Origin of the sequence: Mesorhizobium sp. B2-1-8 (genome assembly GCF_006442545.2) — a bacterium.
In the GTDB taxonomy this organism is placed as follows: Bacteria; Pseudomonadota; Alphaproteobacteria; order Rhizobiales; family Rhizobiaceae; genus Mesorhizobium.
Map to the genome: position 1 here is coordinate 6,060,188 of NZ_CP083952.1, position 17,825 is coordinate 6,078,012.

The window sequence follows — 17,825 nt, forward strand, 5'->3', positions numbered from 1 at the left end:
TTTCGTACGCTTCTTACCAACCCTTTGACCTTTATTGTCAGTCTTCCCTGGACGACTAGATTGGCTAGGCGGCATTCTCAAACCATGCCGCAATGGCCGACGCGGGCTTAGGCAATGTGCCGTCACCGGCATCGCCGCGTCGGCCATTCCCGCAATTCCGGCCCTGCAACCCGGCAGCGATGGCGGTCAGTTGAGCGGACGGTCCTGCCTCGACGGGTTCTTTGAACCGAGGTCCCCGACCAGCCGGCGGTATTGCAGCTCGGGAGGGCCGTAAGAGTCCCGTGCCAGCATCATGAGACCTTGCCGATCCCGGATCGTGATTTCGCCGCGGCGGGCTCGGATGTAGCCATGACTCTCGATTGTCTGAAGCCCCACGGTAACCCCGGGGCGTCTGACGCCCAGCATGACGGAAAGGAATTCGTGGGTTATCGTAAGCCTGTCACCGACGGTTCGGTCGCTGCACATCAGAAGCCATCTCGCCAGCCGGACCTCCAGGCTGTGCCGCGCGTTGATCGATGCCGTGTAGCTCGTCTGGATATGGAGATATTGGACGTAGCGCAACAGGAACGGCCGCAAGGTAGGGCTATCTTCCAAGGCCTCGAGGAATGGCGCGGCGCTCATCCGTAGCGCTTCACTGGTGGACTGGACGTAACAATCGAAGCTTGCCAGGTCGTCGCCCATGATCAGCGCCGAACCGGTCATGCCTTCGAAGCCGATTATTCCGACCTCTGCTTCCGCCGTCGCCGAAGCCTTGGCCACGACCGATGCGATGCCACTCTCCAAGAAATAGACGGCCTCGATTTTTTGGCCTTCGTTCTCCAACGGCGATCGCAACTCCAGAAAAACGCTCTTGAGATGCGGCCGCAGCCGTTCGAAATCGTCCGCGCTCATCCGGCGCAACAACTCGCTCTTGGCCTGCAGAACCTTGCGATCCACGAAATGCTCTCCACCTGGGCAAGAGCACTAGGATCTCTCGGCCGCCCGCGCCCCTCGAACGAGCGGACGGTGGCAAAACATAGACTGTCCTACCCGGCCAGCACTAGGCAGGCGGCGGTCTCGGTATGAAACCGACAGTAGCTGCTGTGGAAAAATCGCAAGTTCGTCGGCTATCCATCCTTCGCCAGAAGGCGAGCTTCCCTGAGGATCGAGGAGCGGTCGAACCCTATCAGCAACACTATGTCACGTATCTGCTGTTCCGTAGCGCCCGATTCCCGGGCAAGTGCACGCACGACTTCGGCCGCTAGACCGGGGCGTTCAGGGTCTTTCGCCATGACATCCTAGCCTCACGCTGGGGCAGGAGTGCGATGGTCGCTCCCAAGCGTCAACGCCCGTATTGTGCTGCTGACGACCCTTTTTTGTACGCTTTCATACTGAACTTGGCGAATCAATTCGACCGAGCCCCGCTCGGGCGGTTCCGCCGTGCCGTTTGTCTTCGCCCTCAAGCTCTTTGCAGATGACACCCGATCGGCAGGGCGAGCGCCCCGACGCGCTTCCTGGCGCGGCGCGCATCGTCCTGCGAAAAGAGCTCTGAAGGAGGCCTCTGCCAAAATGGCGGCCATCACCACGCCACAGCGATTACGGCTGCTGTCAATGCTCGAGCGCATGATGCAGTCGCCAATTCTGTCGCGCCGGCAGCACAAAGGCGAGGTCGCAAAGGATTAGGGGCGGCAGCTCTATGGTGCGCTTCGTATGAGCAGCCGCCGTGGCAGCCGGGACTAGTGACCTTCCGGGTGCCTTCAATTGCTGTTTCCGACCGTAAAAAAAACTGATTTGGGAGGGCCTACTTTAGAGATATTTAAATTAGCAATTTGGTGCATTGCAGTATAATTTGGTGTGCGGTGCAGCAGCAATGCAGCACGCTGGTTTCGGGAGGTGACGCCGCTTTGGGTTTTGCGGCAAAGAATCTGCGCGCCAGCGCGAATGTCTGCTCCGAAGGCGCGGCCGGTGGCGCCGCGTCATCGAGAAGCTCGGCGGCCTCGCCGTCACAACACCTGCATAGCCAATTGTCGCGGAGAAACAGAGGCCCATGATCCGAGACAATGCCACGGTGGGCGTTGTGGTGCCGATGTTCAATGCCGAACGAACCATTCGTGCGACCCTGAACAGCATCTGCAGGCAAGACTATCAGGCCCTTGACATCATCGTGGTCGACGACGGGTCGACGGATCTGTCTGCTTCAATTGTGGCCTCTTATGCCGAACAAGATCGGCGCATACGCCTGGTAGAGCAGTCAAACGCCGGCGTCGCGAAAGCTCGCAACCGAGGCGCTGCTTCTACCGATGCGAGGTTCCTCGCGTTCATTGATGCGGATGATCTTTGGGCCCCATCCAAAATCGCGCTTCAGATGTGTGCCTTGCAGCAGGGTGGCTCTTCTGCAGGCCTGGCATATTGCTGGTTTGCCGATATAGACGGCGATGGCCGGGTATTCTCATTGCATAACCGACCCGACGCCGAGGGTCGCGTCCTCCAACGCATGTGCAGGACGAATTTTGTCGGCAACGGAAGCTCGATGCTGGTTCGACGCTCCGCATTTGAGCGCGTAGGAGGCTTTGATCCTTCCTTGAGGGCCAGGAACGCACAAGGCTGCGAAGACCTGCTGATGTGCCTTAGAATCGCGGAACATTACGAGTTCCGCGTCGTTCGTCAGCACCTCGTGGGCTACCGAATGACAAACATCAACATGTCGAGCGATGTCATGCAGATGCTTCGTTCGTGTGAAATTGTGCTCGCCGAATTTCGCGAAAAATACCCGGAATTCGGGGGCGAGCTCGATGATCATCTGGTCGACATGCTGCATTGGCTCGCCGTGAGAGCGTTGATCTGCGGACGGCTTTCCGCAGCGTACGACCTGTTCAAGAGACTCTTTGTCCTGGAGCCGGGCACGGCTATTTCTCGTCTGCCGAACATGCTGGACATTTATTGCCGGGCCAGATTGGTCCCGCGCTGGATCAAAATTCGAGTGAAGAGGGTGCAAAACAAGAACGCCGAGTTCCAGCCTCACTACGCAGAGAGGATCTGGTGAACCTGTTCATGCAATTGCGGCGGCTTTTTCGCCTGTCAGCAGCGCCAGCGTGGGCTGGACCGACTGTGGTGGGGCTTGGACTGGTTGCGGCGGTTCTGGAAGGTGCCGGTCTCGTCCTGTTCATCCCGTTGCTGCAGAGCCTCGGAGCCTCGCCACCTCAATCCGGTCGATGGCAGCCGGTATTTGACCAGCTCCTGTCGTCCATTCCGCAGCATCGCCTAACCGCGTTCCTGGTCGGAGCGCTGTGTGTCAGCATCATTCTCAAAAATGCGGTCCACCTTATCAACACCTGGGTGACCAGATATGTCGACGGCCTCGTTGCGCATCGGTTGCGATCCAGGGTTTTTGATCAGACGATAAGTTCGTGCATCGATTACCGGGTCGAAAACAGACGATCGGACATCATCACGACGATTGCCAATAACACCTGGAAGGTCAGCCAAGGGCTGAGCCTGGCCTATCGCTTGATGATCTGCTTTTGCACCTTCGTGGTCTTCGTTCTCTTGATGCTCTTGATCTCGGTTCGATTGACCTTTTTTTCCATGATTTTTCTGCTCTTCGGTGCAATGGCCATTCGCCTGGCCACGCGACGTGCGGACGAGACCGGCAAGGCCGTCGTCGAAGAAAACAAGCAGTTCGGCCTCAGGATGTGGGAAAGCATAAATTCACTGCAGTTGATCCGTGCCTTCGCACAAGAAGACTACGAGCAAGATCGGTTCCTTAAGACATCGGACAGGGTACGGCGCCGCCTACTGAGGCTCGACATGCTTTGGGCTACTCCCGGGCCGGTGTCCGAGGTATCGATCACGGTTCTGATCGGCGCACTCGTCGTCATTGCAGAGTCCGCAAGCATAGGAATCGCGGCGCTCGCCGCTTTCCTGTCGCTCCTTTATCGCCTTCAGGGTCCAACGCGGGAATTGCTGCAATCGAAGATCGCGCTGGACGGGCTTGCCGGCGCTATAGACGATGTGGACGATTTTCTGCGCACAACGCAAACGCCCTTTCTCAGCCAAGGCAATCTGTCAGCCCCTGCACTCACGACAGCAGTGGAATTCCGCGGCGTCTCCTTTCGTTATGCGCCAGATCAGCCACTTGCACTGCACGACGTCTCCTTCAGCATTCCCGCCGGCAAGACCACAGCCATTGTTGGAGAGTCGGGTGCCGGCAAGTCGACCCTCATGGTGCTGCTCTTTCGCTTTATGGACCCTACTTCAGGGGAAGTGCTTGCCGACGGCGTGCGGCTTTCGGGTTTCGAGTTGCGCAGTTGGCGCAAGCGACTGTCGTTGATGTCTCAGGAAGTGTACCTCTTCAACGATACCATCGCGGCCAATATCGCCTACGGCGATTTCGATACCAATCAGCACGACCTGCGCGAGGCGGCCCGCATAGCAAAGGCGGACGATTTCATCTGCTCGCTTCCGGAGGGCTATGAAACGCAGATCGGCGACCAGGGAATGCGCCTGTCGGGCGGCCAAAGGCAGCGGATTGCACTTGCCCGTACCATTCTTCGCAACCCCGACATTCTCCTGTTGGACGAAGCCACGAATGCGCTCGACGTTGAGACGGAACAGGCATTCCAGATCGCGCTCGAGCAGTACTCGCACAATCGCACCGTTGTGGTCATTGCTCACCGCCTGTCGACCGTCCAGGCCGCCGACCAGATCATCGTCATGTCCAAAGGACGGGTGATCGAAGTCGGTTCGCCGGATCAACTCCTGAAGCGACCGGGTCATTTTTCAAAACTTCACGGGTTTCAACACGGACGTGTTGCCGTGGGAACGAACTAAGACGATGGGCTACAAAATTGTCGACGTCGAGTTGTCAAGTCCGCTGGCGCCGATTGAGCTTGGGCCGCAGCAGGATGGCGTTGGTCTCATTGCCCGCTGGCAGAACCGGCTTGTCGGGTTCGAGATGATCACACTCCCCACCACGGGGGTTCTTTCGGCGGAAAGACTGAGATCCATTGCCGATCAACGCTTCGCCCCCCGTATTCTCGTTGCCAAAATGGAAGAGGAGTTGCGGCGACGAAGACCGGTAGCGGAGCCGGCATTGCCGAGCCTCTCAATCGCGATTTGTACGAAAGACCGCGCCGAACGTCTTTCCCGGCTGCTGGCTTCGCTCGACGATATCCGCCGGAAGTCCGCTTTTCCGTTCGTCGAAATCCTGGTCGTGGACAATGCGTCCGCGGATTCGGCTACACGCGAAGCCGTCCAGCGCTTCAAAGACATTCGTTATGTTCTCGAGCCGAGGGCCGGGCTTGATTTTGCACGAAACGCAGCTGTTCGTTCTGCCACGGGCAGCATGATCGCCTATCTGGACGATGACGTGGTCGTTGATCGCAACTGGCTTGAGGGCCTTGCCAAGGTTTGCCGGGATCATCCCGGTGCCGGCGGCTTTACCGGCTTGGTGCTGCCGCTTCGCCTCGACACAGAGGCCCAGATCTTTTTCGAACAGCGAGGCGGATTCGGCCGCGGCTTCAACCGCAATGAATTCCACAACGCCCGATTTGACAACCCGCTGCATCCGGTCGGGTCTGGTATTCTCGGCGCTGGCTGCAACATGGCCTTCGACCGCACACTGCTCCTTTCGCTCGGAGGGTTTGACGAAGCGCTCGACACTGGAGCACCGCTGCCTGGCGGTGGCGATCTCGACATTTTCTATCGCGTGCTGCGTTCAGGCCGGTCCATGGTCTACGAACCAGAGTACGCGGTTTACCATGAGCACCGCGAGACGATCGACCAATTGAGACGGCAATATTGGACGTGGGGTCTTGGTATGATGGCCTTCCTTGTCAAAAGCCGTCGGACTGACGCAGCGCTCAGAGCACGGCACCGCGCCATGGTTCGCTGGTGGTTCTTCGATCGGCTGAAAGCGCTGGCACGCGCGGTGCGCAAGCTTCAAGGTCGGGATTTCGGTTTCGCCATTGCAGAGCTGTGGGGCGGCATTCACGGCCTTGCAGGCGAATATGATCGCTCGCGTGTCCGCGTGCAGGCGATTCGGGAGCTGAACCAGTGAGTGGCGGCGCCTTCCGTATCAGGCAAATCGATCTCGGCTCTCCCGATGCGGACGTCGATGCGGGCGATACTCCTTCGCTGTCGATTTTTTGGTGGAAGGACTTGCCGCTGGGAATGCGAGCGTCCTTGCCTGACGAATTGCCATACACAGAGGCACGCTTGAGGCAGCTTGCAGCGGAATTTTCGGCAGCACAATTGGCTGCCCGCAGCATCAGACTGGGCGCCCCGTTGCGGGCGACTTATGAAGGATGCCCAAAGTCCGTGCTCTCTTTGACTGCGGCGCTCGATGCCAAGGATCTTGTCGGGTGCCTCGATGAGCTAGCAACTGCGTCGTCCGCGCCCGCGCAGCACGTCTCGGTGGTCATTTGTACGCGTGATCGCGGCCCCGCGCTGGCGCAGTGCCTTCAAAGTATTGCCAGGCAGCGCAGCGCTCCCGGCGAAGTCATCGTCGTTGACAATTCGCGCGACGCCAATGCATGGCCAGTATGTATCCACTTCCCCGACATCCGTTACGTTCACGAGCCACGCCCCGGGCTGAGCGCTGCCCGATCCGCCGGCATTCGTGCAAGCCGTCGCGATATCATCGCCTTCACAGATGACGACGTCGAGGTCCATCCGGGCTGGACTGCCGAAATCGCGCGTGCCTTTGCAGAGTGGGACGTCGAGGCATTGACCGGCCTGGTGCTGCCAGCCCGGCTCGATACGATTGCCCAACGCCGCTTCCAGTTCGACATGGGCGGTTTTGGAGCTACCTTCGTGCCGCTTATCTTCGACCAACGCTTCTTCGAGGAGACTCGGCCAAGCGGAGCGCATGTCTGGAAAATCGGCGCCGGGGCCAATATGGCCTTTCGGCGATCCGCCTTCGATCGGGTAGGCTCGTTCGACGAGCGCCTCGGCGCCGGTGCTGCCGGATGTTCGGAGGATTCGGAGCTATGGTACCGGCTTCTGGCAACAGGAGGGGCTTGCCTTTATGAACCCCGGGCCGTCGTCTTCCATCATCATCGCCGCGACTGGCCGGGCTTTAGGCGGCAGATGAAGGCCTATATGAAGGGCCACGTCGCAGCTCTCGTCGCGCAATATGATAATTTCGGGGACCGCGGAAACATCGACCGTATCTGGAAGCAGCTACCCGCATATTTCGTGAGAACATTCGTCAAGACGCTTTTCGAAGGCCCCCCCGGCAGGATCGGAATCCTGGCGGCAGAAGTCCAAGGCTGGCTGGCGGGTCTCCAGTTTCTCTTGCGTTTCGGCTGGCGAAAACGGCGAACATCAAATTGGCTGAGGAAAACCCGATGATCCGCAAGGCGTCGCTCGGACAGTTCCTGTCTCGAAATCCATTTCCAAACAGCCTGACGGACGGCCTTTTTTACCGTGAGAAGATGCGGGCGATTCATCGCGTTGCGCCCGTGACGATCGAGGGGCCTGGGCGGATATTGGAAATTGGGGGCGGCCGCAGCGGACTGGCAAGCATCCTCTACCCGAAGGCGGACATCGTTACCCTCGATCTCGATCCCGAGTTGGGCAAGCACCAGCCAGATTGGGCAAGGTCGACCTTCGTCTGCGGCGATGCCTGTGACCTCCCCTTCCCGGATGACAGCTTCGACGTCGCGACGCTCTTTGACGTGCTTGAACATATCGAGGATGACCGCAGCGCGGCACAAGAGGCCTTGAGGGTCGTGCGACCCGGCGGGTATGTTCTTGTCTCGACGCCGCATGCCGACTGGCATTACCCGTATTTCCGCATCATGAAGCCCTATTGCCCGCATGAGAGCGAACTGATGCAGGAATGGGGTCACGTCCGGCGCGGCTACCGGGATCCGGAACTCGCAGCTCTCTTCGACAGTGCGCCGGAGCGCCGGGCCACGTTCATCAACCCGGTGACGGCACTCTTTCACGACATCGCATTTTCTCGTCTTGGACGCCGTCGCCGCAACCTACTTTACGCTCTCGCAGCGCCCATAACGGCCGTCGGCTACGCGCTGCACCAACGCTCGACACGCGGCACGGAGACGGCCTTTTCCTGGCGCAAATGAATTCTCATGATCAGCCGCGCTTCCCTTGTCATCGCTCTCTTTCCGTGGGGTGACGTCGTTGAGGAATTCCTCGATCCGATAGGGTTGCGGCTCAAGGATTTCGTCGAACAGATGACCGGCGGATGGCTGTTTGGCTACGCCTCCGCCCTACAGCTAGCCGGACACAGACCGGTCATTGTTTGCGCTTCTGAGCACGCTTCGGAGATAGAGTGCCACTACCATGCCGGAACGGGCGTTCCGATCTGGATTGTTCCTGGCAGACGCGCGCGCCAAGGTCACTCGGCAGCGGCTCACAGTCTGCGACGCTGGGCCGCGACGCCGCTCCCGGCGTTCCGCAAGGTTCTCGCCCGGTCGCAATGCGACGTAATTCTCGTTCAAGAATATGAGTACACCCGCTTTGATGCGCTTGCCTGGTTGGCGCGCCGCATGCGCATTCCACTCTACGCAACCTTCCAGGGCGGAGACCGGACGCTCTCCTGGATTGAGGCGATTGCCAGACAGGCGTCGCTCCGTGCCTGCAGCGGCTTGATCATTGCATCGGCTGCGGAGCGTGAACGTGTCGCCAAAGCCTACCCGCACATTGCCCTCAACATCGCAAATATCGCCAACCCGATCGATTCCAGCGAATGGAAAGCGATAGGGCGCCAGCAAGCGCGGCAAGCCCTCGGGTTGGCGTGTGAGGTTTTCGTCGTCGTCAACCACGGACGCATCGACATTCGTCGGAAAGGGCTCGATGTGCTCCTGAAAGCCTGGTCCTTCTTTGCCGGCGACGCCTCATCGGAACTGGTTATCATTGGCTCGGGGCAGGACCGAGACGTCTTTGCCAGGCTGTTGAGCGAGGCCAAATTGCCGAATGCAAGATGGCTTTCCCACTACACCACGGATCGATCGATGATCCGGCATTGGCTTTCAGCGGCGGATGCCTATGTCACGGCCTCCCGCATCGAAGGCATGCCAGTCGCACCGTTGGAGGCGATGGCCTGTAGCCTTCCGGTCATTGCTACCGACGCACAGGGTTTGCCCGACATTTTGGAAAACGGCGAAGCATCCGGCGGTCTCATTGTTCGGAGGGATCAGCCGGCAGAAATTGCGCACGCACTGAAGAAGCTGAAGGATGATCCGGGAATGCGGAACCGCCTCGGCCAAGCGGCGCGGAAGCGGATAGAGGAAAACTTCTCGCTCGGCGCAGTTTCTGGCGCTCTTGATCGTTGGTTGACCGCGCGGTAGCGCCTCTTGTGAAAGATCATTACTGCCGGCTACGGTACCACGCCAGCGCCGTCTCGACGATCCTGTCGATACCGGATTGCTCGGGCACCCAGCCGAGTTCCCGCTCGGCCTTGCCGGCGGCGGCAACAAGCGCGGGAGGGTCGCCCGGTCTGCGCGGCCCGTAAGCTACCGGGAGGCGCACCCCCGAAGTTCGGCTCACAGCGTCGACCAGTTCGTTCACCGTCGTACCCGCCCCGGTTCCGAGATTGTACACGTGGACGCCCTTGTCGCCGAGAAGCTTTTCCGCTGCCAGCACGTGGGCGCGGGCGAGATCGACAACGTGGATGTAGTCTCTCACTGCGGTTCCGTCGCGGGTGTCGAAATCGGTGCCGTTGATGGTAAAAATGCGGTCAGGCCTCAGTGCGGCTTCAATGGCAAGCGGAACGACATGTGTTTCGGGTTCATGCCTTTCGCCGATTTCGCCGTCGGGATCGCATCCGGCAGCGTTGAAATACCGAAGCACGACCGCGTCGAGGCCACGAGCAACCGATAGATCCTCCACCATCCTTTCGATGATGAATTTCGACCACCCGTAGGGATTGACGGGCGACTGCGGGTGCATCTCGTCAATCGGAAAACGAACTGGAATACCATAAGATGCGCAGGTACTCGAAAAGATCAGCTTGTCCAGGCCGGCCTTCAGCATTTCCTCGAGCAAGACCAGGGTCCCGAAACTGTTGTTCCGGTAGTAAAGATCCGGCCGCTCGACGGATTCGCCGACATAAGCGTAAGCAGCGAAATGAGCCACCACGTCCGGCCGAAACTGGTGGAGGGCTCCCGCCACGGCCGCGGCGTCGGAAATATCTGCCTCGATCAACGGTCCCCACTTGACCGCGTCGCGCCAGCCCCGCGAGAGATTGTCGTAGGCAATAACCGACCATCCGGATTGGGCGAACGCCTTGCAGCAGTGCGACCCGATATAGCCGGCCCCGCCAGTGACCAGGACTGTCTTCATTCGGCGGCGGCGTGCCGGGCATGCCCAGACGAAGCCAGGTCCTCGAAATACGCAATGGTCTGGGCAAGGCCATTACGCAATGCGACTCTTGGTTTCCATTCGAGTTCGCGCGCAGCATACCCGATATCGGGCTGCCGCTGCTTTGGGTCGTCGACGGGCAGAGGTGAAAACCTGATTTTCGATCGACTTCCGGTAAGTTCGATCACAAGATTTGCGAGTTCAAGCACGGTGAATTCGACCGGATTGCCGAGATTGACAGGACCGGTGACATCGTCGGGCGTCTGCATAAGGCGAACCAAACCGTCGATAAGATCCTCGACATAGCAGAACGAACGAGTCTGCTCGCCGGTGCCGTATACCGTTATCGGCTTGTTTTGCAGGGCCTGCACGATGAAGTTGGAAACGACACGGCCGTCATCTGGACGCATCCTCGGTCCGTAAGTATTGAAAATACGCGCTACCTTGATCCTCAGCTTGTGCTGTCGCCAATAGTCGAAAAACAGGGTTTCGGCGCATCGCTTGCCTTCGTCGTAGCACGAACGAGGGCCAATCGGGTTCACTCTGCCCCAATAGTCCTCTGTTTGCGGATGAACTTCAGGGTCGCCGTAAATTTCGGAGGTGGACGCCTGCAGAATCTTTGCGCGAACCCGCTTGGCCAACCCCAGCATATTGATCGCACCATGGACGCTGGTTTTGGTCGTCTGAACGGGATCGAACTGATAGTGGACGGGGCTCGCGGGACAAGCAAGGTTGTAGATTTCGGCAACTTCTACGTAGAGTGGAAATGTCACGTCATGACGAATGACCTCGAACGATCTGTTGTCGAGCAGATGGGAGACGTTTCTTCGGCTCCCTGTGAAGAAATTGTCGACACAAGCAACCTCATGACCTTCAGCGAGCAGCCGCTCGCACAAAAATGATCCCAGAAACCCTGCCCCCCCAGTCACCAGGATTTGTTTCGCCTGCTGCATTCTCGTGGTCTCCGGTTCAAATTAGGCAAGCCTAATATTCTAACCCGGCGGCAGGACCATTTGCCACTGGCCTGCTTTCAATTTGCGTTACCGGCATGACATTGTTCTCGATGGGACCCGCTATCGCGGGCGCCGACCTCTCGGGCAATTCAACGCGGCCGAATGGAGCTGCAGGGTTGAGGCTCGATGGCGCCTCGTCTGGTCCGGCGTCAGCGGTTGCGGAGGTTTGCCAGATTGTTTTTGGGAGTGCGATTCTCGCGGCAGGCCAAAATACTCACTTACCGTGCAAGGCGGTTAGAACCGCATCTAGTCGAATACGCTCGCCCGAGACTCTCAACTTGGTTGCCGCGACGTCTGCTTTCGGGAACCCTCAAAGCGCGTCTCTCATGGCAGAGATCGGGCGCAAAGCTGCCCTTCAACACCAGGCCAAGGCGCTGGATTTCGGTTCGTTTAGACATCTGGTGCGCACGAAGAGATTCGACTGCAATGGCTTAAACGAGAGCCCGATGGTGCCGTTGGCCGGGATCGACACGATACATGCAGCATTTGTTTCTATTTACTTTTTTGAACAAAAATTCTGAATAGGTATCACAATACGCAGCGCATTCATGGCAACTGCCGCAAACGGTGTCGATGAACACCTTCCGGCGCGACCCAGCATGACTGGCTGCAGCTTATGGGCGGTGCAATCGGTGCGAAATTCCGCTCGCAATGGGAGCGGCCATTGGCGCGCGCGGTCGAGAGCGCTTGAGCCTGCGAGCGGACGGGTCCGCACTTTATTTCGCGCGTGACGATCCCAGGTGACAATACTCGCCGGCTTGGGCTGATCACGCGATGCGCAACAGCTCGCGCAGACGCACCGGTAGTCGGGGCGAGGCTTGCAGTTCCGCACAACTCGCCTGCCATCGCTTCAGATACTCATCGATCGGGACACCGGTGCGGCCGGGCCAGCGGTTGAGTGCGCCCAGCGCCTCGACGCACTCGGGCGCGCGGTCGTATTCGGCAAGGATGGTCACCGACATTGCCTGGGCGAATGGATTGAGGCCGGGTATTTCGATCTCGCGGCGATGAGTAGTGAACCACGCCGCGGCGTCGCGGGTCAGCCCCTGGCTGTCGGCGAGCGCGGTATAGCCCCGGATGATGTTCTGACGATACTCGGCAATGGCATCGCCGAACGCGTTGTCCCCGGCGAAGGGCGGGTTCTCCTTCCAGCCTTTCGCCAGGCGCCCCAGCCCGCGCAGCGAGAACGCCTCGACCATCGCTTCCTCGAGCCACTGGCAGGGCGGCGCCGGCTTGGCGTCGGCCTGCCAGCTGTTGGCCGTGACATGGCCGAGCTCGTGCCCGAATTGGTAGGCCAGCTTCGACCAGTCCCGCTCGCCTATGTCGACAATGATCCACGCCATGCTGCTGCCGTCCGGATGCAGCCAGACCGCCGGTGGGCCGGAAGCGTGTTCGTCGACGCGCAGGCGGCTGGGCTGGCGGTCGGAGACGAGGCGGACACCATCCAGGCAGGCATGCCGCATGCGCTCGACAACCTGATCGGCCGCGCGCGGCAGCATGTGGCCCCAATCGCCGGCGAGTTCGATGGGGGCGGTGAGGAGGGAGGCAGAGGGCGCGGTCAATGAAATTTCCTTCAGCACCGGTGATTGCCTCGCTTCCAAACCAGCCCAACGCATTGACGCCGGAAAAGTTGGACCTGCGGATACCAGGCCCAGCCACATTGTAATAAAAGTTCGACGCTCCATCTCCAATACCCGAAAGACAATAGAGCAACCCACCACTTCGTTGACCCCGACCCGCCCGAAAAATCAAATCCGGACGTTGCCGACCTACCTTGGCTCCAACCCAAAAGTTCGCGATGAAAAGGCATTTCTTCTAAAGGGGGCGTGCCCTACCGCGACATCACCTTGCCTGCGAGATAATTCAAGGCCAATTGAGGGCTTTAGCACGATTCACATTTTGGCAAAGGGTTCAAACTGGGGTAGTCTGGCTCAAACTCAAACGACGTCGTCGAGATGGACCCTTTGCGCGATCAGATCAGCTCAGCTGAGCGAGTGTTCACTTCTCACGGGACGACGCTTTTTGTCGATATTTTATCAGGTGAGCTCAGGCACGGCTCCTTCCAAAACTGCCCATCGAACGTTGTGCTAATGCGCGACGGCGCAGTAGCAAACCTTAAGTTTGTGGATAAGAGCTCCTCACGTCAGCTAGTATACCTCGCTACATTTTCGTCAACCATCGACTCGGGTAAGCTGGATTCCGTAAGCAATGATCTTTCTGTTTGGAGCGATGCACTCTCTTTCTTTGCTTTGGATAACAATGAGTTCGCACTAGGCCACGATAGAATGTTTCTATGTGCAGAGCTTGACGGCCGCGTGACTTTATCTCGACTTGAGTGCAATACTTGGGAGCGCTTCCACACTCGGGGACACCCATTCGAAATTAGCGGAACTATAATTAGACACCTCTTAGACGGGCAGATGATCAGCTTCCTTATTACGGATAGGAATGATTACGTTCAGTCGTTTTTGTGTCGGGGAGACTTTTACGACAGAAGTGCATTAAATCTTATCCGCAAACAATACGATGCTGACAAGATATTTCTCGATATAGGTGCGAACATTGGAAACCACTGCGTTTTTGTCTCTAAGTTCTGCAACCCACGACAGGTTATAGCCTTCGAGGCAAATCCCGACGCAATCGCAATACTGAATATTAATCTTTCTTTAAACAATTGTATAAATGTCAATACAGATTACATCGGGCTGGCACTTGGAGCTCAAAATGGTCAAATGCGGGTGTTCTATCCTGCTCTGGACAACATGGGCAGAGCCCAATTACTGCCTGATAAGCAAGGCGGCATAAAATGTATTCGCGGTGACGACGTTGTCCATAAGCAGCCTGTCGGATTCATCAAAATCGACGTAGAAGGTGCGGAATTTGAGATATTGAACGGCCTGTCGAAGACGATAGAGTTCTGGCGCCCGGATATATTGATTGAAGTATGGCCACAGAGTCGGCAGAAACTGGAGGATTGGTGCACAGAATTCCACTATGTGGTCAGTGATAGTCTACCATTTGACAATAACTATTTTCTAGTGCCTATAAAATAGAAGCACAAACAAGGATGGAGCCTAGATGGGTCAAGCGTTCAAAATGATGCAAAATTGCCCAAAGGTCGGCTAAGAGCCAGATGAACCCGTTTTCTGGTCTGCCGCCACCCGATCCGAAGGCTGTTCGTCATCTGCGATGACAAGCGGCGGCATGCAGATGAACGCTTGCATCGAGCAATACGCCGCACACATGGCGCAGTCTATACCCGTATCCTCAAGGATCACTCCAGTTCCTGGAAATGGAATAGTTCTTTTCTTCAGAGGCAGACATTTTTCGAGAAGTTTCCGCGCGCCCTTTGGCGTAACTGAGTAAGCCTGCAGGCCGAAAGAATGTGCTATCTTGATAAGAGTTCTAGAGGATTTGTCGGATTGGAACAAATGTCCTTGCTTGCTGTATCGACGATCATAAAATTCAAGCTTAGCTTTCGAAAAGCTAAAATCTAGCCATAGAAACAGCGGATCAAATAAGAACCCCCACTTTATCATTTCCCAGTCCGCTGGTGCGTTCGAGAGAATGCGGGCGGATTCCGGAAGAAAATCAAATGACGAACGAACATCATCTTCAAAAATAGTGATCACCTTATTTTCTGAAACCGCCAACCTCCACAGATTGATGTGAGACAAAGCGCATCCCAGAGAACCTGGAAGATAGGCGCAGTCTTCGGTAATAATTCCTTCCTTTATTAGTTGACTTCGATCAGTGGACGCACCGTCAATTGCTGGCACTCTCAGGGTATTTCTAACAAGATGCGGATTATTGGCTTGATATTTAGAAAGTCGAGTAATGCTGCGGTCCAAATTTATCAAGTGAATCAATGATGATCCAGCTTCGGCGTTTGACCGCGAGGCGACAGGCGTAAGGCTAATTGACCCGTGGTCGACATAGGTTTGAGCAGCTGAGCGAGCAGATTTGGCAGCCGATCCTGGTCTTTCGATCAGATCGGCCCACTCGTCAATCGAGTATTGCCAGTCGAACTTTCGCGCAGCTTCCCTCGTCGCATAGCACCTTTCCGCGAAGGCAGCAGGATTGTCCTTATAGTAGCGTAGAGTGGCACTGGTGAAGGCCTTGAATTTGCTGGGCTCGAGCGGCGCAATGATGCCGCCACCTTGATAAGCCTTGAGAGGAAAGTGGCCCACAGATGTACCGATTACGAGCCTTCCCGCAGCCGCCCCTTCCATAACCGATAACGGGCCAGACTCGTTAACCGAACTTGTTACAACTGCATCGACGCTCCGATAGAATGTTGGCATATCGTGGAATGAAATCTGGTTTGCAGTTGAGCCAGCCACCTTGAATATCAACCCGGCATCCTGCGCCGCTGCTTCGGCAAGATATCCGCGCTTCCACTCCACGCCATACGTCTCTACGGACATCGATGTTGCGTAGCCAACTGTCGTTAGCCGTTCTGGCAAAGGACTAAAGAAGCTCTGATAGTCAATTCCGAGCGGCGCGACCTCCGGCATTCTCGATATGCCTAACATCATCGAAGCCGAATACAACGATTCACTAACTACACCATAGTTTGCAAACTTATCGAATACCTCTTTACCCTTCTGTTCGATAAGCATACGTATGTCGAATTCATGGTGAGATATCGCGATAATTCGATCGTAGGGAATTTTATATTGATCCACTAAGGTGGACACCCCGTCCAGCGCACTCATCCACAAGTCGTAGTATTTAGAGAGATGCTCTACATGATCGACGTTGTTGACCTGCCAATCAAGAATATCAACTATAAATCCAATATCATTTAATTTGCACATTATATCGTAGTATACTCTGCCGTGTGACCACTTGGTATAACCGTATATAAGTACCCTTGGCCTTTTAGAACTCCTATTAGCCCTAGCTCGTATGATCGGATGAATTATGTAGCTATGCATCCCTCTCTTGTCGAATTCAGGTCCAGCGGTACGCAATAGATCACCGCTCAAACCGGTGATCTCAGTGCACCAGTTCTCCGAAGCGATAAACAGCTCCCACGTGCTGCAAACAGGAGCGCTGAGCCTCATTTGGCCGTTAGGTATGGCCGACCAAAACAACCCGCCGGACTTCAGCGCCAGCAAACCACGCTCTAAGGGAATCAATTCGAATATCGTGGGATCGACTGCGTGACTTTCGGGCTGCGAATGTGACACGGAAAAACAGGTGTCAGTGTTGCAGGTGATCGGTTCGGACGAGCCGTTGACGGTATAGATCAGCCGACCCTGCCGGTACATGCCTTCCGAACTGTTGCCCTGCTCAAAGAATGCGTTCGCCGGACTGCCCTCGACGGGGCCGTGCCGCAACTCACCGGTGAAGGGGTCGACGTACATGACCGTGCCGAACGCTGTAAACAGCCGCGCACGAGGCGCTGTAGAGAGGTCTGTCATCGTCCCGCTCTAATCTCCTCGCGTCGATGCACGAAGAAGTCGAGGTTGTTCTTGAGCCGTTGATTGCTCGGATCAAGCTCGAGCGCTTTCCGTCCCCATTCTACCGCAAGGTCCATCACGTTTAGATGCCAAGCGGCGATCGCACCCAGATCGAATAAGCGGAAACCCCAACAGCTGTTGTCATCGAGATAACTCCCCGTATGGTGCGTCTTTCCGATCCCCTGCGTGCAAGCCCAGAACAGATTCGGCCAGTCCGCCCGGCCGTGCAGTTCCTCGGCGAGATCGAGCCAGATCTCCCTGCGATGGGGCGCTTCCATGCGAGCCTTTTCCAGCCATACCATCCGTTGTTCGGTCTGCATGCGTGCAAGGTAGCGCATTGCCTCAGACCGCTCGTCCACCCATTTGCTGGTCGGCAGCGAGAGGTATCGCTGCAACAATTCGCTGCCCCTTTCGTGCTGGTTCGCCCACATATATTCGCGGCCTAGCCAAAAGCAGATTTGTGCGTCGCCCGGCTCTTCCTTGTAGGCTAGTTCCATCATCGATAGATAGCGTTCGTGGTTGGTTGCCGTGGTCCTGAGATGGCGCATTGTGATATCCAGGCAGCTGGTAGTCACCTCCGGCTCGTTAAAAAAAAGCGCCTCATGAACCGGCCGCTTGAACCGGTATCCCGACCGCCTGTGAAAACTCTTTGAAGGGTAAACTTGAGAAGGCTGTGAGTCATCGGCGCCGGATTGAATTAGCATCCGGCAATACAGCGCCGTCGTCTCAGGTGTCCACGCCGCCTCGAGCTTCGGCCGCCAACCGGGATCGAGAAACATATCCATGTCCATGGTGCAACACACGTCAACATCGGCCGGGATCAGCGCCATGGCTGCGTTTCGCGCGAGGTCAAAGCGCCAAGGGCGAACCGCGATCCGATGCACCGTCACACCTGCTTGGATCAGCCTCTCGACGGTATCGTCGGTGCTCCCGGTGTCTACCACAACGCGATAATCGGCATCCTCGGCCGAGGCAGCCCAACGCTCGACGTGTGCAGCTTCGTTCAATGCAATTGTATACACCGCTATCTTCATTG

14 protein-coding genes are annotated in these 17,825 nt (G+C 57.1%); 8 read left to right on the forward strand and 6 right to left on the reverse strand.

Annotation, left to right across the window (positions count from 1 at the left end; translation table 11 throughout):
* Positions 1 to 186 precede the first annotated feature (186 nt).
* Positions 187 to 936 carry a Crp/Fnr family transcriptional regulator gene (locus tag FJ970_RS29740; RefSeq protein ID WP_140756535.1) on the reverse strand — a complete coding sequence of 250 codons (750 nt, stop codon included), beginning with the start codon at positions 934 to 936 and terminating at the stop codon, positions 187 to 189.
* Positions 937 to 2,026: 1,090 nt separating this feature from the next.
* On the opposite strand from FJ970_RS29740, the gene FJ970_RS29745 reads away from it, so the two are divergent.
* From FJ970_RS29745 to FJ970_RS29770, 6 genes are read left to right on the forward strand one after another with little or no spacing between them, the layout of a single operon-like run.
* Positions 2,027 to 3,022 (forward strand): glycosyltransferase family 2 protein, encoded by a 996-nt coding sequence (locus FJ970_RS29745; protein ID WP_140756533.1) that lies wholly within the window; start codon positions 2,027 to 2,029, stop codon positions 3,020 to 3,022.
* On the forward strand, positions 3,019 to 4,809 hold the full coding sequence (locus FJ970_RS29750; RefSeq protein ID WP_140756531.1) for an ABC transporter ATP-binding protein: 1,791 nt from the start codon (positions 3,019 to 3,021) through the stop codon (positions 4,807 to 4,809). Before FJ970_RS29745 ends, FJ970_RS29750 begins: the two co-directional genes overlap by 4 nt.
* Positions 4,810 to 4,813: 4 nt before the next feature.
* Complete coding sequence (locus FJ970_RS29755) at positions 4,814 to 6,037, forward strand: glycosyltransferase family 2 protein (RefSeq protein WP_140756529.1); 1,224 nt, start codon at positions 4,814 to 4,816, stop codon at positions 6,035 to 6,037.
* Positions 6,034 to 7,332 carry a glycosyltransferase family 2 protein gene (locus FJ970_RS29760; protein WP_140756527.1) on the forward strand — a complete coding sequence of 433 codons (1,299 nt, stop codon included), beginning with the start codon at positions 6,034 to 6,036 and terminating at the stop codon, positions 7,330 to 7,332. The genes FJ970_RS29755 and FJ970_RS29760 overlap by 4 nt, the downstream gene beginning before the upstream one ends.
* Positions 7,329 to 8,069, forward strand: coding sequence for a class I SAM-dependent methyltransferase (locus FJ970_RS29765; RefSeq protein WP_140756525.1), 741 nt, complete (start codon positions 7,329 to 7,331; stop codon positions 8,067 to 8,069). The genes FJ970_RS29760 and FJ970_RS29765 overlap by 4 nt, the downstream gene beginning before the upstream one ends.
* Positions 8,070 to 8,075: 6 nt before the next feature.
* Positions 8,076 to 9,296: a glycosyltransferase family 4 protein gene (locus FJ970_RS29770; protein WP_140756523.1), complete on the forward strand. Its 1,221-nt coding sequence runs from the start codon at positions 8,076 to 8,078 to the stop codon at positions 9,294 to 9,296.
* Between the two features lie 19 nt (positions 9,297 to 9,315).
* Here the strand turns inward: FJ970_RS29770 and galE are convergent, their stop codons facing one another.
* Positions 9,316 to 10,290, reverse strand: a complete 975-nt coding sequence (gene galE / locus FJ970_RS29775) for a UDP-glucose 4-epimerase GalE (protein ID WP_140756521.1) — start codon at positions 10,288 to 10,290, stop codon at positions 9,316 to 9,318.
* Positions 10,287 to 11,261, reverse strand: a complete 975-nt coding sequence (locus FJ970_RS29780) for a UDP-glucuronic acid decarboxylase family protein (protein WP_140756519.1) — start codon at positions 11,259 to 11,261, stop codon at positions 10,287 to 10,289. Before FJ970_RS29780 ends, galE begins: the two co-directional genes overlap by 4 nt.
* A gap of 386 nt (positions 11,262 to 11,647) precedes the next feature.
* On the opposite strand from FJ970_RS29780, the gene FJ970_RS29785 reads away from it, so the two are divergent.
* Positions 11,648 to 11,842, forward strand: a complete 195-nt coding sequence (locus FJ970_RS29785; RefSeq protein WP_140756517.1) for a hypothetical protein — start codon at positions 11,648 to 11,650, stop codon at positions 11,840 to 11,842.
* Positions 11,843 to 12,088: 246 nt separating this feature from the next.
* Here FJ970_RS29785 and FJ970_RS29790 read toward each other — a convergent pair whose 3' ends face one another.
* Positions 12,089 to 12,901, reverse strand: a complete 813-nt coding sequence (locus FJ970_RS29790; protein WP_227791964.1) for a hypothetical protein — start codon at positions 12,899 to 12,901, stop codon at positions 12,089 to 12,091.
* Positions 12,902 to 13,285: 384 nt separating this feature from the next.
* Here FJ970_RS29790 and FJ970_RS29795 point away from each other — a divergent pair, with 384 nt between their 5' ends.
* Positions 13,286 to 14,374 carry an FkbM family methyltransferase gene (locus FJ970_RS29795; protein WP_181178353.1) on the forward strand — a complete coding sequence of 363 codons (1,089 nt, stop codon included), beginning with the start codon at positions 13,286 to 13,288 and terminating at the stop codon, positions 14,372 to 14,374.
* 69 nt (positions 14,375 to 14,443) lie between these two features.
* Here the strand turns inward: FJ970_RS29795 and FJ970_RS29800 are convergent, their stop codons facing one another.
* Both FJ970_RS29800 and FJ970_RS29805 read right to left on the reverse strand, forming a co-directional pair.
* Positions 14,444 to 16,750: a glycosyltransferase family 25 protein gene (locus tag FJ970_RS29800; protein ID WP_140756513.1), complete on the reverse strand. Its 2,307-nt coding sequence runs from the start codon at positions 16,748 to 16,750 to the stop codon at positions 14,444 to 14,446.
* Positions 16,747 to 17,823 (reverse strand): glycosyltransferase, encoded by a 1,077-nt coding sequence (locus tag FJ970_RS29805; RefSeq protein WP_140756511.1) that lies wholly within the window; start codon positions 17,821 to 17,823, stop codon positions 16,747 to 16,749. The genes FJ970_RS29800 and FJ970_RS29805 overlap by 4 nt, the downstream gene beginning before the upstream one ends.
* Positions 17,824 to 17,825 lie beyond the last annotated feature (2 nt).

Coding starts and splice junctions, on each gene's coding strand:
- FJ970_RS29785 (WP_140756517.1), top strand. CDS start 11,648: ATGGCAGAGATCGGGCGCAAAGCTGCCCTTCAACACCAGGCCAAGGCG.
- FJ970_RS29745 (WP_140756533.1), top strand. CDS start 2,027: ATGATCCGAGACAATGCCACGGTGGGCGTTGTGGTGCCGATGTTCAAT.
- FJ970_RS29780 (WP_140756519.1), bottom strand. CDS start 11,261: ATGCAGCAGGCGAAACAAATCCTGGTGACTGGGGGGGCAGGGTTTCTG.
- FJ970_RS29765 (WP_140756525.1), top strand. CDS start 7,329: ATGATCCGCAAGGCGTCGCTCGGACAGTTCCTGTCTCGAAATCCATTT.
- FJ970_RS29805 (WP_140756511.1), bottom strand. CDS start 17,823: ATGAAGATAGCGGTGTATACAATTGCATTGAACGAAGCTGCACACGTC.
- FJ970_RS29770 (WP_140756523.1), top strand. CDS start 8,076: ATGATCAGCCGCGCTTCCCTTGTCATCGCTCTCTTTCCGTGGGGTGAC.
- galE (WP_140756521.1), bottom strand. CDS start 10,290: ATGAAGACAGTCCTGGTCACTGGCGGGGCCGGCTATATCGGGTCGCAC.
- FJ970_RS29800 (WP_140756513.1), bottom strand. CDS start 16,750: ATGACAGACCTCTCTACAGCGCCTCGTGCGCGGCTGTTTACAGCGTTC.
- FJ970_RS29755 (WP_140756529.1), top strand. CDS start 4,814: ATGGGCTACAAAATTGTCGACGTCGAGTTGTCAAGTCCGCTGGCGCCG.